The organism is Halobacillus shinanisalinarum (assembly GCF_022919835.1).
GTDB lineage: Bacteria > Bacillota > Bacilli > Bacillales > Halobacillaceae > Halobacillus_A > Halobacillus_A shinanisalinarum.
In genome coordinates this window covers 2,818,131-2,832,351 of sequence record NZ_CP095074.1, presented here as the reverse complement: position 1 = coordinate 2,832,351, position 14,221 = coordinate 2,818,131, and the positions used below count along the sequence as shown (strand labels likewise).

The following is a 14,221-nucleotide window of genomic DNA, read 5'->3' as shown; positions in this document are numbered from 1 at the left end:
CCTCCCTAAAAATTAAATTTCACATGCATACGTATCAATCGTGCCTCTTAGACGCTGAGCTTCCTTGTAGGTGCAACGATTATGCACCACTTGCAGGCCTGCTTCACTGGCAATGCGTGCTGCCTCTGGAGCAATCACACCCTCTTGCAGCCAAAAGACCCCAGGTTGTACAGTAGCTGCTTCTTTAGCAATTTCAATTGCCGCTTCAGGGCTGCGGAAAATTTGAACAACGTCAACTTTGAAAGGAATTGAGCTAATGTCTGGATAGGCTTTTTCTCCTAACACCGCATCTTCCCTCGGATTAACCGGAACAATTTGATAACCGAGACGCTGCATCTTACGTGCTAATCGATGGCTTGGTCGAGAAGGCTTGCCGCTTAAGCCAACAACAGCTAAACGCTTCGGACGAGTCACTTGTTCTCCACCCTGCTCTTCAGTTACTTGTGCAGATTGAAGCGCCCATTTGATCACACCTTCATCGTTCTCAGTAATTGCAGAACTCGTATCTTTACCAGTTGCTGTTGCAATTGAACGGTCCAAGTCATTCACCAAGTCCTTCACTGACTCTAAGCCAACAGATAAACGAATCAACTCTTCTGATACACCACTTGCGGCCAAGTCTTCAACAGATAGCTGTTGGTGTGTCGTTGAGGCGGGGTGGATAATGAGCGATTTTGCATCACCTACGTTGGCTACGTGTGACCATAAAGCAATGTTATTAATGACTTTTCGACCTGCTTCACGGCCTCCCTTGATCCCAAAATTGACAATCGAGCCGTAACCACCTTCTAGGTACTTATCAGCTAATGAATGGGCAGGGTGCTCTTTCAGCCCCGGGTAGGAAACCCACTCAACATCAGGATGGCCTTTAAGATATTCTGCCAGCTCTAACGCATTATCGTTATGACGCTCGATTCGTAATGGCAATGTTTCAAGTCCTTGCAATAATAGGAAAGCATTTTGCGGACTTAAGCAGGCACCCAAATCCCTCAATAATTGAACGCGTAATTTTGTTACAAACGCTAGTGTGCCAAAATCAGAAGCATAACGGATACCGTTATAACTCTCATCCGGCTCAGTGAAAACAGGGAATTTGCCGTTCGTCCAGTCAAACCTTCCCCCATCAACCACAACACCACCGATGGCTGTTCCATGCCCGCCTATCCACTTCGTAGCGGAATGAACAACGATATCCGCCCCAAGTTCAATTGGCTTACAGGAATAAGGAGTAGCAAATGTGTTATCAACAATTAGTGGAACACCATTATCATGGGCAACTGCAGAGACCTTTTCAAAATCTAATACATGAAGACTTGGGTTACCAATCGTCTCAGCAAATACAGCCTTCGTCTTATCCGTCAATGCATTACGGAAGTTTTCCGGATCTTCAGGGTCAACAAATTTCACTTTAATGCCATATCGCGGCAAAGTGTTAGCGAATAAATTATAAGTACCACCATATAAATTCGATGCAGCCACAATTTCATCACCGGAGCCTGCTAGATTTAAGATTGATAGAGCAATCGCTGACATGCCTGAAGCTGTAGCCACAGAAGCAACGCCATTTTCGAGCAAGGCCATTCTTTTTTCAAAAACATCTACTGTCGGATTTCCAATTCTTGAATAAATATTTCCTGGCTCATCAAGGGCAAATAAACTTTGTGCATGATCAGTGTCATGAAAAACATAAGAAGTCGTTTGATAAATCGGTACCGCTCTTGAACCTGTGGTTGGATCCGGGGATTGCCCACCATGAAGTGAAACCGTGCTTAAATCGTAGCTTTCAAATGAGTTTGTCATTTTACATCCTCCTAAAGTTTTAAATAAGATTTGAATGACAAGAGGGCATTGAGGCGAGGCCAAAGAAGATGATTTAAATACGAAAAACCCCTCTTCGATAAGAAGAGGGGTTTGAATAATCATGTCCTCCTCTTATCTCTCAGATCCTTGATCTGTAGGATTTGGCACCTTTTCAAACCGATGTTTGAAGGTTGCCGGGCTTCGCAGGGCCTATTCCCTCTGCCGCTCTTGATAAGAGTACTTGCTATTTAATTTGGCTATGGTTAAAAATTATAAGGTATAACAATTAGAAAAGTCAATCATTTTTGACTATTTCATCTACAGATCCATGAATGGCTTCCTTGAACTGGGCTATGATATCCGCTGACTCTTCTATTCCAATCGACAGTCTGACCACATAATCATTGACACCGATAAGGGCGCGCTCCTCATCCGTTAACGCGCGGTGTGAAGTTCGAATCGGATAGGATACAGTCGTTTCCAATCCACCAAGGGTCGGTGTTAGTTTAATCCAACCTAATGAACGAAAGAATTGATCGAGATCAACCTTTTCACTAAGTTCAACCGTGACAATGGCCCCGTGTCCCTGCTCTGAAACATATTCTGGATAAAATACTTGATTAACTAACTCATCTTGTTGTAGAGACTCTGCCAGTGTTTGTGCATTAGCAGATTGCTGTTTCATACGTAAACCGAGTGTCTTTACCCCCGCTGAGTTAGCCATGCCTCAAAGGCACTGAGGTTCGCTCCAAGTGCACTCACCTTTTGCTTTGCTCTTGCCATTAATTCCTGGTTGCCAACGACGATCCCTGAAGTCACATCACTATGGCCGCCGATATATTTTGTTGCACTATGTACAACAATATCGATCCCCTTATTATAGGGCTGTAATAAGTATGGAGTGGCAAAGGTATTATCAACCATTGTGTACAGGCCATGATCCTTCGCGAGACTTACAAGCCCTTCTAGGTCTTCCACCCTTAGAAAAGGATTAGAGACCGACTCTGTATAAAGCAATTTCGTATTTGGCTGAATCGCCTCTTCAATCTTTTCTTTATCGGCAAATGAAACAATTGAAACTTCAAAGCCAAAGCTTGTCAGCTCCTTTGTAATCAAATGATGGGTTCCGCCGTAAAGATCTTCTGCAGCAACGATATGATCACCGGCTTGCACTACAGAAAGAATGCCAGCCAAAATTGCCGAGGTGCCAGAAGAAGCGGCGACACCAGCTTCTGCCCCTTCAAGATTCGCAACGGTTTGACCGAGTTCTTCGGTATTCGGATTCTTCTCACGGGAATACGAATACGATGCTTCGCCAGCATAATAGCTTTCCAGGTGATCTAAGTCCTTAAATGTAAAGGAAGATGTTTGATAAATCGGAGTTGATTTACTATTTAGTGCATCTCCCTGATCCATTTTGTTGTGTACAATACGTGTATCAAATGATTGATGGCTCATAATCTCTCTCCTTCTGCACTTGAATGCATCAAAGTATATCGATCAACACAATATTCTGTCAATAACTATAGTTTACCGGCTACTTAATATAGCCTGTACAACAGATTGGTAGTAATCAAAATGATGAGGGCAGAAATCCGAATAAGATAGAGGGATCTGCTCGCCAGTAAAGATGGATTCAGCCTGTAAATTCGGGCTTTTTTTGGAGATCATACTAAGAAAATCCTCGAGCTCAATCTGAACTACATCTGTTACCTCTTCATTGATCTTCAGCTTCAAATGATTCTCATATGGAAATAAATAAATCTGACAAATTTCTCGGTCTTTTATCGTTTTAAGCAACAACTCTTCTTTGTAAAATCCACAATAATTTAACTGACCCTCAGACAAATTTAAACCAAGCTCCTCTTCAACCTCACGTAACCCCCATGGATTCGGCTCTCGCTTGCTGCAATGTGCCCCGCGGCCGTAATATCATAGAGGGACGGAAAATCCTTCTTACTATCTGCACGCTTTTGAAAATAGATCCAGCTCCGATTCTCCTCATGCTTATAAAACCAGCAATGAAAGCTTTCATGCCAATCCCCATCACGATGAACCTCTTCCCGCTCCTTTTCACCAATAGGGGTTAACCATTCGCTATAGATCTTAAGCACTTCTTTCATATCCCCACTCATTTCTAATTATTGTCCTGAACTTATTACATCGACTCTACTATTCAGTGTACCATACCAATAGAAAAGCAAGGTCCCAGGAAACAAGAACAAAAGCGCGTGGCCCTGGTCAACCCGCGATATAGGATTCGGCTAAAATCTGGGGTAGAGGAAGTTCGACTAAATTCGACACGCTTTGCGCCAACACCGAACGACCCAACTGCAGGGCCACGGAAGTGATTGACATATGACCTCGATTGGCTAGGTGCTGGAGCTGGGCGTAGCCCCACGCAACGCGAACTTATCCAACAATAATTTTATAAATTCCTGGTGACAGAAAAAAAAGCGTGGGTCACTAGCATGACCGCACGCTCGCAACAGGTAAAGGTTTACTATAGTAATACCCTTGGTACTCGTGACATCCCTTTTTGCTTAAGTATTCTATATGCTCCTGTGTTTCTACACCTTCAGCAATGATTTGCAGGTTTAAGCTTTTAGCCATAGCAATAATTGCACTGATGATCGCTACATCATTCGCTTTCGAACCAATTTGCTTAATAAAAGAACGGTCAATTTTAATTGCATCAACTGGCAAGCGGCTTAAATAACTCAGCGATGAAAAACCTACACCGAAATCATCCAAGTGAACTTTAATACCTTGCGAACGCAGTTCTTCCAAAGTTCCGGTACTATGTTCAAAATCCCTCAGAACCATAGTCTCAGTGATTTCAATGATTAAGCAGCTTGCGTCAAGATTTGCCTGCTCTAACGCGTTAAAAATTTTATCCTTTACATACTGGTCAGCGAACTGTTGGGCGGATAAATTGACCGCGACACGTAAATCAGGGCGATTAAATTCTTCCTGCCATTTTTTCACCTGCAAACAAGCTTCCTGGAGTACCCATTCACCAATTTGAATAATCGTCCCGCTTTCTTCAGCAAGGCTAATAAAGTGATCAGGTGTTAACAATCCCATTAGCGGCTGATTCCAGCGAATAAGTGCTTCGTAACCACTAATCTCCGATGTTAACCCACACACCTGTGGTTGATAATGAAGGGTGAATTCTCCCCGCTCTAATGCATGGTGCAAGGCTTGTTTACGCTGCATTTCATCATGCATTTCGATACTCATATGAGGATTGTACAATTCGTAACGATTTTTTCCTTTTCGTTTGGCCTTATGCATAGCAGCGTCTGCATAACGCAGTAAGGCACCTCCATCTGAAGCATCCTGGGGGTAAAAGGCCACCCCGACGCTTGCTGTGCTGTAGTATTCTTTTTGATCTATAAAAAAAGGACGCTTCATCGAATGAATAATGCCTTCCGCTTTTTCACGCGCACGGTCTACATCTTTCTGATCTGCCAGTAAAACAGCAAATTCATCACTGCTGATTCTTGAGATTATACAATTTACTCTTGGAAAAATCCGATTTAAATGACGAGCAAATTGCTTAAGCAGTTCATCTCCTTTTTCATGCCCCCACGTATCATTAATCATTTTAAAATTATCCAGGTCAATTAAGATTACCGCTGATTTCTGATGGGGCTGCTTAAACTTAGCTAGCTGCTCCCTCAATAACTCTTTAAAATAATTTCGACTAATTAGTCCAGTCACCGAATCAAACTGTGAAATATGCTTTAACTCTCTCTCTGTATGGCATTTAGATAATTCATTCGCCATTCGGTCGGCAAAAATGCGAAAAAGCGCCTTACTCATAGGACCATTCTTTTTAAGACCAGCATTCATAATCGAAAGGATTCCAATCACCTCCCGATTTGAGTTAAGAAGCGGAGCACCAAAATAACTCTCTAGTTCATTTTTCACTAACATGTCGTCATTGGGATAAAGTTCATAAGCCCCCTAGGTATGTAACACTCTTTGCATTTGATTATTACCTCTTCACACGGCGTACCTTCTAATTGATAGGTCATTCTTTTAGAGATCTCACCCTTATGAAACATAGAAACCGCCGTAATCTGATCACGATCGCCACCAGTCAGTTCTCCTATTATGACTGTGTCAACCTGAAGCACCTTGGCTAGGCACTTCACGAGAAAATCAAAGAAAGACTGGCCCGCATTTGCCGCGAATGATTCACCGATTTCAATCACCGATTTCTTCAGGTCTTCCAGTTCTTCTTTATAACTCAATAAAGAGAGCGATTGACCCGTATACCCGATAAATCCGCCATTTTCCGCATACAATGGTGCGATCATGTCTTCAATCCATTTATATTCACCGTTCATTTTTAGACGATAGTTCAAATGAACGGCATCCCCTCCTGGCCGCTGAAGTAATTCCCTTACATGTTCAATATCATTAGGATGAATGACGCGACCCAAGTCGGCTAAACTATAAGAGGAACGCTCTGCCAAAATCCTCTGCATTAAAGGAGCATTAATATAAATACTACACTCCGAGCTGTTAAAGAACCAGACTGGAATGGACAGCTGTCTTAGTATGTCCCAGGGGTGTCCAACCTTCTGAACCATTTCGTTCACCTTCTTTATTTAGGGATCACCTTTCTTCTATTATCGGAAATTCCTAATGAACCTTAAGAAGAGGTTTACAGCTAATTTAAAGAAGGAAAAGTAATTAGAGGAAGGGAGGCTTAAAAATGACTGATAAGAAACAGAATAGCGATGAAAAACCTACAAACGAAGTTGCCAATTCATTTAGAAAACAGGCAAAATTAAATGACGCCTTTGATCATCAGCATGAGCAAAAAGATAGTGACCATGAGAAAGAATCAGATGCTATGCTTGAGCATTATGCTGATGATGATAACCAATAAAAAGCTATGTCTCTTAGCCAGGGACATCGCTTTTTTTACATTCTAACTTTACAATTTTCCACCCTGGTATTGCTCGTCATTAACGTATCGACCATTATGAGGATTAAAAACAAACTGGACCGCATCCCCGTTTCGGATTCCATTTATTTTATAGTAGACAGCTCCTGATTTGGTTGAAAGCGTTCTGGAATAAGATTTAAACATTTTGTTCAGTTCCTCTTCTTGCTTCACAACATTCACTTCCTCATCAAAAGTGTAGTCAGGGACTTTAGACCAGAACAGATACGGGACACCTATAATGGCCGTATACTTCGTTTCTTTACTTTTATAATTCTTCCCTAATAAACCTGAAATCGCTATCACACAAGCTCCCATCAAGCCTAGAAAACAAGTAAAGGCTCCCTCGATATCTCTAAAGGGCAAAATGATATACATAATGACGGAAGTTTCAACTGCAGCAATAACGAGGATTAGCCAATACAAACGCTTTAAGTCCTCCACTAAACTCCCCTCCCCAACTATCTAACTTTTCTGTTACTATTATAAGAAGTGAACCAATTTTTAACAAGAAAGGGTTTTCATTATTTATGAAAAACAAAAAGTTAATGAAGTGGGCTGGAATATCTAGCCTCCTGATCATCTTTGCTATCGCCACCCAATGGTCCATGGATGATGGAACAAAACCAAAGCTTACTCACGAAACTTCCCCCGCCATGGCAAATGTCGACATTCCTGACAATGTAAAAAAGGCTGAAAGTAAGGAAGAGGTAATGAAATTTTATGAGAGCCATACACCTGGAATAGCGAAGGCTAAATCGCTTGAAATTGCTACCTCACCTAAGCAAACCTATTCAATTCCAGAGCACGAAGGCAAATTATACATAAACAACGTTTGGTATACGAGGGAAGTCATTTTCATTTATTACAGTTATGACCTTAGTATGCTTGAAGCAAGTGACAGCAAGGAAGGATCCATTAAAAAACTCCCAGTCGGAATTGCTGATGTTCAAATGGAAGCTTTAGATGGAGACATTCCTACACAATCATTTGGAGGACACTTAAACACGGTTCGCCCTGAGCATTCAATTGCTTACAACGGCAAGCTTCATACCTTTACGGCCATTCCACCTATTCGTCAGAAAGATGCTGGGAATTTCCAACGGAGGAGTGGTGTCCCTTTTGATCAAACCGTACTTACCTCTTTTCATATAGAGGTGAACGATGATCGATATCAAACTGATGCCTCGCCCATCAATTTCACATATGACCCGAAGAAAGTATTTTAAAAACAGTTAAGTCTGACAAGGTCTTTCAAGATAAAGGGTTGGTTATTAAGCCAAAGAAACTCGAGGTTGGGTTGACGGATACGAGGGTTATTTTAAACATGGAACATCAATCTTTCCCTATCACAACTTCCTTCCGTGCCACACTAAAGTCGAACCATGGTGAAGAAAAAGAATTAAGGTACTTGGCCCCTTATAAAGAAAACGAGGAATTTTATGTCGCTTCATTTAAACCATTTGAAAAAATACCTGACTCTGTAACACTAACGATCGAACAAGTCGGGCTACAGTCAGACCAAGACTATTCATTTACTGTAGATGTAACAGATTACAAAGAAAAAATGGGTAAAAACAACCGCGGAGAAGAGGTTAACGTAGGGAAACGAGTAGCCAGCCTATTTAATACGGACGTTTATTTAAAGAAGAAAAAATACCATCTCCCCGATGATTCAACGTTTATACTGACATTTGAACCTAAGCAAGAAAACCAGGACATATCGCTTGTGCCCTACAATAGTTTTGCAATGAGAGGAAACCAATCAGAAAGACCTATTATAGTTGAAAACCATGAAGGCCGTACAGATAGGTCGCATATGTATTCGCCTGATCCAAACACACTGCACATAACTATTCCTGCACTATCAATTATGGGGGCGAAAGAGCTGAAGGTTACTATCAATAAAGCAGCTATCGGCCAGCGAATCGATCAAGACTTCACATTTGAATTAGAATAAAGGAACAGCAAGTGAGTACCTCACTTGGCTGTTTTTTCTGTTCCAATTTTTCGCTGGATGAAGTTTATAATAGATTGATTAAAAATCGGACCGTGCGTGGCAGGAAGCTGATGCAACGCACGATCAACAATGACTAACGTAGCATCAGGACACTCACAGTAGAAACGAGCATGATGATTGATCCAAACCGCCCTTTCCCCATACATCAGTAACAGTGGCATCTCTAGTTTAGCAAGATCATGTCGACAATCATGTTTTAGGGCTTGCTTGTAAAATTCACTCCACACCTCGGGATCCGATTTAGCCATATGATTCCGCAGTTCATGTTTAAATTCTGATCGTCTAAAATGTGATTTCGAAAGGAGCATAGCCAGCGACCGAGGGCTCCTTCCCGCCCATTTAATCCCCATGAAAAACTCAAACCAAAGGAAAAAGGTATCCACCTTTGGAAAAGCACCTGATAAGATAAGAGCTTTGACCTTTTTCGGATACTGAAGTGCAAAATACTGTGCTACAGCACCTCCCGCTGAATAGCCTACGAGAATAATTTGCTCAATACGTAAATGATCCATTAATTGCTTTATCTCTGAGGCGAAGTCCTCCAAGCTTGGGGAGAGATCCGTTGTATCTGAATCTCCGTGCCCGCTCAAGTCCGGAAAGATCAACCGGTAATGATCAGCGAGCTCATGCTGCTGCTTGAAAACCTTCCTCCCCATACCAGGAGGGTGTATGAATAGGAGCACCTCCCCTTTTCCAATATCTTCATAAAATAATCGTTGACCAAAATGGTTTGTATAATAAGGCATACGCATCCTCCGCTTACATTTCTTAGAACGTTATTTTCTCCGAAACAGTTACAAAGTATGCAGGAGAGAACCCGCTTTGTGAAATTTTCATGAAGATAGGGAAAACAGCATCGAAATTGCCTGTAATAAAATTGACACTAGCTTTCACTGAGTCGTAAACTGATGGATAGAACATAGGAAGGAAAGGTGTACCTTATGACATACAAACGTTCTCTTATACTTACGATCATTATCACCACTGCTCTTATATTAGCCAGTTGCGGTACAAAAGAGCTTGAAGATCCATTAAATTGGGAAATTGGCAGCCTTCAAGGCACGACTCAAGCCAATGAGGAATTTTCCATTCAGGACATGGAAGGTAAGGTTTGGCTTGCCGATTTTATTTTTACGTCCTGTAACACTGTCTGCCCACCAATGACTCGCAATATGGCAAAAGTTCAAGATATGCTGGAGAAGGAAGGTATTGAGGCTGAGATTGTTTCGTTCAGCGTTGATCCAAAAGTGGACACACCTGGGAAGTTGAAGGAGTTCGGCTCAGCCCAGGGAGTTGATTTCAGCAATTGGACTTTTGTAACAGGTTATTCCCAAGATAAGATTGAAAATTTTGGAAAGGAAAGTTTCAAAACCATTGTTCAAAAGCCAGAGGGAGCTGAACAAGTGTCCCATGGTTCTCAGTTTTTCCTAGTTAATCAAGAAGGAAAAATTGTAAAATACTATAAAGGTGCCACAAACGTTCCTTTCGAACAAATTGTGGAAGATGCCAAGATTGTAGCCAATCAATGAGAAAAGCGCTCCATTTGCTGGAGCGCTTTTCTTATTGAATCTAGCTTTCAAATTAGGAAGTACTCTTACCAAACCTGCTTCATGAATTACTTTTACTTTAGATTCAGCCCAATAAATCAGGTAGCGATTGAAGAAAAATGCACATTTTCCTTATGTTGCACAAGCTCTTCTCCTAAATGATCGCGCGCCCGCTTCATTCTCGTCTTAAGCGTATTTTCATTCATGTGTAGCACCATAGACATTTGTTTTACAGATAAATCATTGAAATAATAAAGATGTAACGCTTCATGATAATCTGGCTTCAACAAGTCTATGGCTTGATGAATATCATCATAGTCCTCTTGCTGGATCATGATATCCAAAGGGTTATGCGGATCCACTTGTGCAGCATGGATCCACTGGTCCTCCCACGGGGTTACTTTTCGTTGCGTGTAACTGCGAAGGTGATCTTTGCACTTATTGATCATGATCCGAAATAACCATGCCCGCAAGCTATTCCCTGTTTGGAAGGAATCGAATTTTTCATAAGCTTTTAGCAATGCTTCTTGAACCATATCTTCTGCTGTCATAGCATCTTTAACATACGACTGTGCTGTCCTTACTAAAGATGGATATTCATGTTTGACTAATTCTTCAAGAGCTAGCTCTTTGTTTGTGTTTCTCACCTTTGCCCACTCCATTGTTTATCCCTATACTCAATCGTTCTTTCTATTTACTCTAATCGTACTACATTTTAATGATTTTCAAATCTTGTTATTGGACTATTATAATTGAGTAAAAAGGCAAGTATGACTGAAAATATTACACTTAAAAATGGAATTTCCTTTACTTTTTACAATTGTTCCAAATTCATCGTCCTTTTGACCTATTCACAATCTGTCGAAACATGTATGATAGAGTTAGGTAATTTTTTCTAAGAGGACGTGTGCACATGAACATCGGAAGAAGAATTTCCATTTACCGTAAACGAAATAATATGACATTACAGCAAGTTGCGGGCGGGAAGCTTTCAACCGCCCATCTTAGTAAAATCGAAAATGGCTATCGCCGCCCTGGTGTACACACACTGCACCTTATCGCGGCTGCGTTCGACCTTTCAAAGGATTTTTTTCACCATTATCAGGATGAGGATGAGGAAGTGAATCATCTCTTGGCACAGCTACAGCTATTTATTATTACAGACTTAGAGAAAGCTGCTCCCCTCATCGAAGCTCTTGATGAGAATTACTATGAATATTTATCAAATGTGCATCAGGAGATTTACTTTCTTTTATTAAAGTGTGCCTATTACTGTAAGTCCAAGATGCCGAGGGATGCAACAGAGTTGTACAATGAGTATATTGATGCTTACCTTCATGATGATAAGCTTGACACTTTACCTGTTCGTATCCAAAATGCCTATCATTATTGTCAAGGTATTAGATACTACCAACGGTCTGATTTCCAGAATAGCCTACATCACTACAAGAATTTCTCTTTATTGAAAAGTCCTCTCCCAGTGAAAGCAGCATTAACCTATAATCGAGCAGTGTTGTCTAATGCTCTTGAAGATTATCAAATGGCAATCGATTACTGCAAAGAAGTCCGCACATATTATGAAAGCCTAAATCAAACAGAAGATGTAAGTATGATCCTTAATTTGCTCGGTATCGTTTATTTAAATCAGAAAAAGTATGAGCCTGCCATGGACTATTTAAATGAAGCCCAGGCTCAGGCTGAAAAAGATGAAAATCGTTATTTACTTGGGCAAATACTTCATAATAAAGGTGTAGTGATGCGAAGTTCAGGTCAAAGTGAACAGGCTTGCGTTTACCTTGAACGTGCTCTTAAACTTAAGAACTTGCAAGGAGTCTCAGCAAATAAACAAATAACCTTCCACTCATTATGTAAAGCCTATGTAGAGAGAGGCCTTTTGAAACAGGCTTTAAGCATCTATAACACAGCAAGCAGAGGGATTAGTCAAACTTCTGATCATTACTACCTTCTCGAAGCCTTCCTTGATTACTACAAACAAATTGGGGACATGAAAAGCTATGAACAAAGCCTAGCAGAATGTATTGACTATTTTGAACATGATGCAGATAAAGAACCTTTAGAAACACTTTATCAAAAGCTCGGCCACCACTTCTACCACATAGGCAGATACAAACGCGCCGCAGACTGTTACCGCGCCCAAATAAAATCCACCTCAGGTCATCCAAATAATGGATGACCTGAGGTGGAAATTAGTGGATTTTTTCTTGTATGGTTTTTAAAATTTGTTTGGATAAAAAGGTGTAGCCTAGTTCGCTGAAGTGAAGACCGTCATCCTTTTTTAACATCTCTCGGTAATTTGATTCATGAATCATCAAATCAAACAAAGGAATGACATAGGCTCCCTTCTGACAGGCGACAAGCTCCACTGCGCGAGCATATCTTCCTATCACTTCATTCTTTCTCACCGTTTGTAGTACTTCATCAATCGGCGGCGGGGTAAGAAGAATGGTCTTATCGGGACCAATAAATGACACAATTTTACGTATGTTCTCCTCGTACTCTTCAATCGTAACCTTGTTGTGTTCTTCCACATCATTTGTACCGAACAATACTGTTACAAGATCAGGCTCCTGGCCCAATACATCACTTTCTATTCTTGCAAGTGCATCACGTGTGGTGTTACCTGATACACCTTCATTGAGTACAAACCATTCCGATAAATGCTGCTGAAGTAGGGAAGTTAATCTGGGTGTCATATGTCCTGCATTTTGTGCGGTTATGTTATCACCAAAACAGACCAGCTTTCTCATGACAACCACCTTTCCTAGTCTTATACACATCATGAAAGCCGCTGACGTTAGACTAATTAACTAATGACTGAACGGAAAAAATCGGCTATTGATTGAAAAAAGCCTCGTACAGCTGATGTAAGGCTATTCCAGAAGCCTTCATCATTGACTAAATTTTCGATTCCTCCGGCCAGTTCGTCAAGCTGGCTTTTCACTTGATCAAAGTCAATATTTAAACTACGCATTTGGTCAAAAAGGTCAATCAAACGTTGACGATCTTCAGGACTTAACTCAATATTCAAATTTTGCAGCTGTTCCTGAACAATTTGCTCTATCTCTTCTTTTGTTGCTGGATTTTGTTCAGCAATTGCTTTTTTTATCTCTGTCAGTAATTCACTGACTTGGGCTTGATCAACCCCCTCTTGATTACCAATCGAAGTGGCTACATCAAGCTCTTCGCTCGCGACCTCCATCCGTTCCTTATCAAGGGCAACCCCTTTAGCATCATAGGCTTTATAAATACCTGTCAGTGCAGAATGTCCGCTAACTTTCACTGAAGAAGCTACAAGTACATCTGCATTTTCGACACCAGCCGTTAATAGTGCATTGGTGTACATTTCTTTCGTTACCTCTGTAATGTTGTCTGGGGTTACGATCTCAATGTTTAGTCCTGCCCCATTATCTTGATGAATAATTTTTACAGAAGAATACATATTTGAGTTCGGGTTCCCCCCGATATAATTGGCAATGTCCTGCCCTGTGACCGTAAACTCGTCCACCTGGTCATGTTGATTCACCTCTAACAGCTTAGTAACCTTGGCTTTTTGGGCATCTGTCAAAGCCTCTCCATAAACAACTATTGGCAGGCCTAACTTTTCATTAATTCCTTCTCCACCTGTAGAAGCAGATACTCCGTTAGGGAGAGCAAAACTGACCATTATAAGAAAAACAAGCAACAATAACCCTATATTTTTCTTCATTCTAGATCGACTCCTTTTGCTAGATTCAAACTCGAGTAAAATTATGCTAAACTTAAACCTTATTATACCTATTTATAAATATATAACATCAACTCTTCGTCTTATTTTTCAAAATTCATCATTAAACTATACGCTCAGGAAGGAAAGCTTTACGTTTCCCTCTG

General features: G+C 41.0%; 15 protein-coding genes, 1 pseudogene and 1 riboswitch. Of the genes and pseudogenes, 5 read left to right on the top strand and 11 right to left on the bottom strand.

What is annotated here, in order from left to right:
• Nucleotides 1-12 precede the first annotated feature (12 nt).
• The 6 genes and pseudogenes from MUO14_RS14230 to MUO14_RS14205 all read right to left on the bottom strand — a co-directional run bounded on the left by MUO14_RS14230 (nucleotide 13) and on the right by MUO14_RS14205 (nucleotide 6,404).
• Nucleotides 13-1,800 (bottom strand): PLP-dependent aspartate aminotransferase family protein, encoded by a 1,788-nt coding sequence (locus MUO14_RS14230; protein ID WP_244751313.1) that lies wholly within the window; start codon nucleotides 1,798-1,800, stop codon nucleotides 13-15.
• Between the two features lie 129 nt (nucleotides 1,801-1,929).
• Nucleotides 1,930-2,038: riboswitch (SAM riboswitch) on the bottom strand.
• A 153-nt stretch (nucleotides 2,039-2,191) separates the two neighbouring features.
• Nucleotides 2,192-3,216, bottom strand: a pseudogene (locus tag MUO14_RS14225) (trans-sulfuration enzyme family protein); the annotation flags it as partial.
• A gap of 114 nt (nucleotides 3,217-3,330) precedes the next feature.
• Nucleotides 3,331-3,648: an NUDIX hydrolase gene (locus tag MUO14_RS14220; RefSeq protein WP_244751312.1), complete on the bottom strand. Its 318-nt coding sequence runs from the start codon at nucleotides 3,646-3,648 to the stop codon at nucleotides 3,331-3,333.
• A gap of 2 nt (nucleotides 3,649-3,650) precedes the next feature.
• Entirely contained in the window at nucleotides 3,651-3,923 is a 273-nt protein-coding gene (locus MUO14_RS14215; protein ID WP_244751311.1) for an NUDIX hydrolase, read from the bottom strand.
• Between the two features lie 343 nt (nucleotides 3,924-4,266).
• Entirely contained in the window at nucleotides 4,267-5,736 is a 1,470-nt protein-coding gene (locus MUO14_RS14210) for a putative bifunctional diguanylate cyclase/phosphodiesterase (RefSeq protein WP_244751310.1), read from the bottom strand.
• The gene (locus MUO14_RS14205) at nucleotides 5,736-6,404 is read right to left on the bottom strand and encodes a PAS domain-containing protein (RefSeq protein ID WP_244751309.1); all 669 of its coding nucleotides are present in this window, start codon (nucleotides 6,402-6,404) and stop codon (nucleotides 5,736-5,738) included. Before MUO14_RS14205 ends, MUO14_RS14210 begins: the two co-directional genes overlap by 1 nt.
• Nucleotides 6,405-6,529: 125 nt before the next feature.
• On the opposite strand from MUO14_RS14205, the gene MUO14_RS14200 reads away from it, so the two are divergent.
• Nucleotides 6,530-6,706 carry a hypothetical protein gene (locus tag MUO14_RS14200; protein WP_244751308.1) on the top strand — a complete coding sequence of 59 codons (177 nt, stop codon included), beginning with the start codon at nucleotides 6,530-6,532 and terminating at the stop codon, nucleotides 6,704-6,706.
• 48 nt (nucleotides 6,707-6,754) lie between these two features.
• Here the strand turns inward: MUO14_RS14200 and MUO14_RS14195 are convergent, their stop codons facing one another.
• Entirely contained in the window at nucleotides 6,755-7,207 is a 453-nt protein-coding gene (locus tag MUO14_RS14195) for a hypothetical protein (protein ID WP_244751307.1), read from the bottom strand.
• A gap of 86 nt (nucleotides 7,208-7,293) precedes the next feature.
• Between MUO14_RS14195 and MUO14_RS14190 the strand changes: the two genes are divergently transcribed.
• Both MUO14_RS14190 and MUO14_RS14185 read left to right on the top strand, forming a co-directional pair.
• A complete protein-coding gene (locus MUO14_RS14190; protein ID WP_244751306.1) occupies nucleotides 7,294-7,992 on the top strand; it encodes a hypothetical protein in 699 nt (232 codons plus the stop codon).
• Between the two features lie 98 nt (nucleotides 7,993-8,090).
• Nucleotides 8,091-8,723, top strand: coding sequence for a hypothetical protein (locus MUO14_RS14185; RefSeq protein WP_244751305.1), 633 nt, complete (start codon nucleotides 8,091-8,093; stop codon nucleotides 8,721-8,723).
• A 20-nt stretch (nucleotides 8,724-8,743) separates the two neighbouring features.
• On the opposite strand, the gene MUO14_RS14180 is transcribed toward MUO14_RS14185, so the two are convergent.
• Nucleotides 8,744-9,529 (bottom strand): alpha/beta fold hydrolase, encoded by a 786-nt coding sequence (locus tag MUO14_RS14180; RefSeq protein WP_244751304.1) that lies wholly within the window; start codon nucleotides 9,527-9,529, stop codon nucleotides 8,744-8,746.
• 195 nt (nucleotides 9,530-9,724) lie between these two features.
• Between MUO14_RS14180 and MUO14_RS14175 the strand changes: the two genes are divergently transcribed.
• On the top strand, nucleotides 9,725-10,312 hold the full coding sequence (locus tag MUO14_RS14175) for an SCO family protein (RefSeq protein WP_244751303.1): 588 nt from the start codon (nucleotides 9,725-9,727) through the stop codon (nucleotides 10,310-10,312).
• A 116-nt stretch (nucleotides 10,313-10,428) separates the two neighbouring features.
• On the opposite strand, the gene MUO14_RS14170 is transcribed toward MUO14_RS14175, so the two are convergent.
• On the bottom strand, nucleotides 10,429-10,977 hold the full coding sequence (locus tag MUO14_RS14170; RefSeq protein WP_244751302.1) for an RNA polymerase sigma factor: 549 nt from the start codon (nucleotides 10,975-10,977) through the stop codon (nucleotides 10,429-10,431).
• Between the two features lie 266 nt (nucleotides 10,978-11,243).
• Here MUO14_RS14170 and MUO14_RS14165 point away from each other — a divergent pair, with 266 nt between their 5' ends.
• Nucleotides 11,244-12,524: a helix-turn-helix transcriptional regulator gene (locus MUO14_RS14165; protein ID WP_244751301.1), complete on the top strand. Its 1,281-nt coding sequence runs from the start codon at nucleotides 11,244-11,246 to the stop codon at nucleotides 12,522-12,524.
• Nucleotides 12,525-12,537: 13 nt separating this feature from the next.
• Here MUO14_RS14165 and MUO14_RS14160 read toward each other — a convergent pair whose 3' ends face one another.
• Nucleotides 12,538-13,098 carry a GDSL-type esterase/lipase family protein gene (locus MUO14_RS14160; protein ID WP_244751300.1) on the bottom strand — a complete coding sequence of 187 codons (561 nt, stop codon included), beginning with the start codon at nucleotides 13,096-13,098 and terminating at the stop codon, nucleotides 12,538-12,540.
• Between the two features lie 56 nt (nucleotides 13,099-13,154).
• Nucleotides 13,155-14,057, bottom strand: a complete 903-nt coding sequence (locus MUO14_RS14155) for a DUF1002 domain-containing protein (protein ID WP_244751299.1) — start codon at nucleotides 14,055-14,057, stop codon at nucleotides 13,155-13,157.
• Between the last annotated feature and the right edge of the window lie 164 nt (nucleotides 14,058-14,221).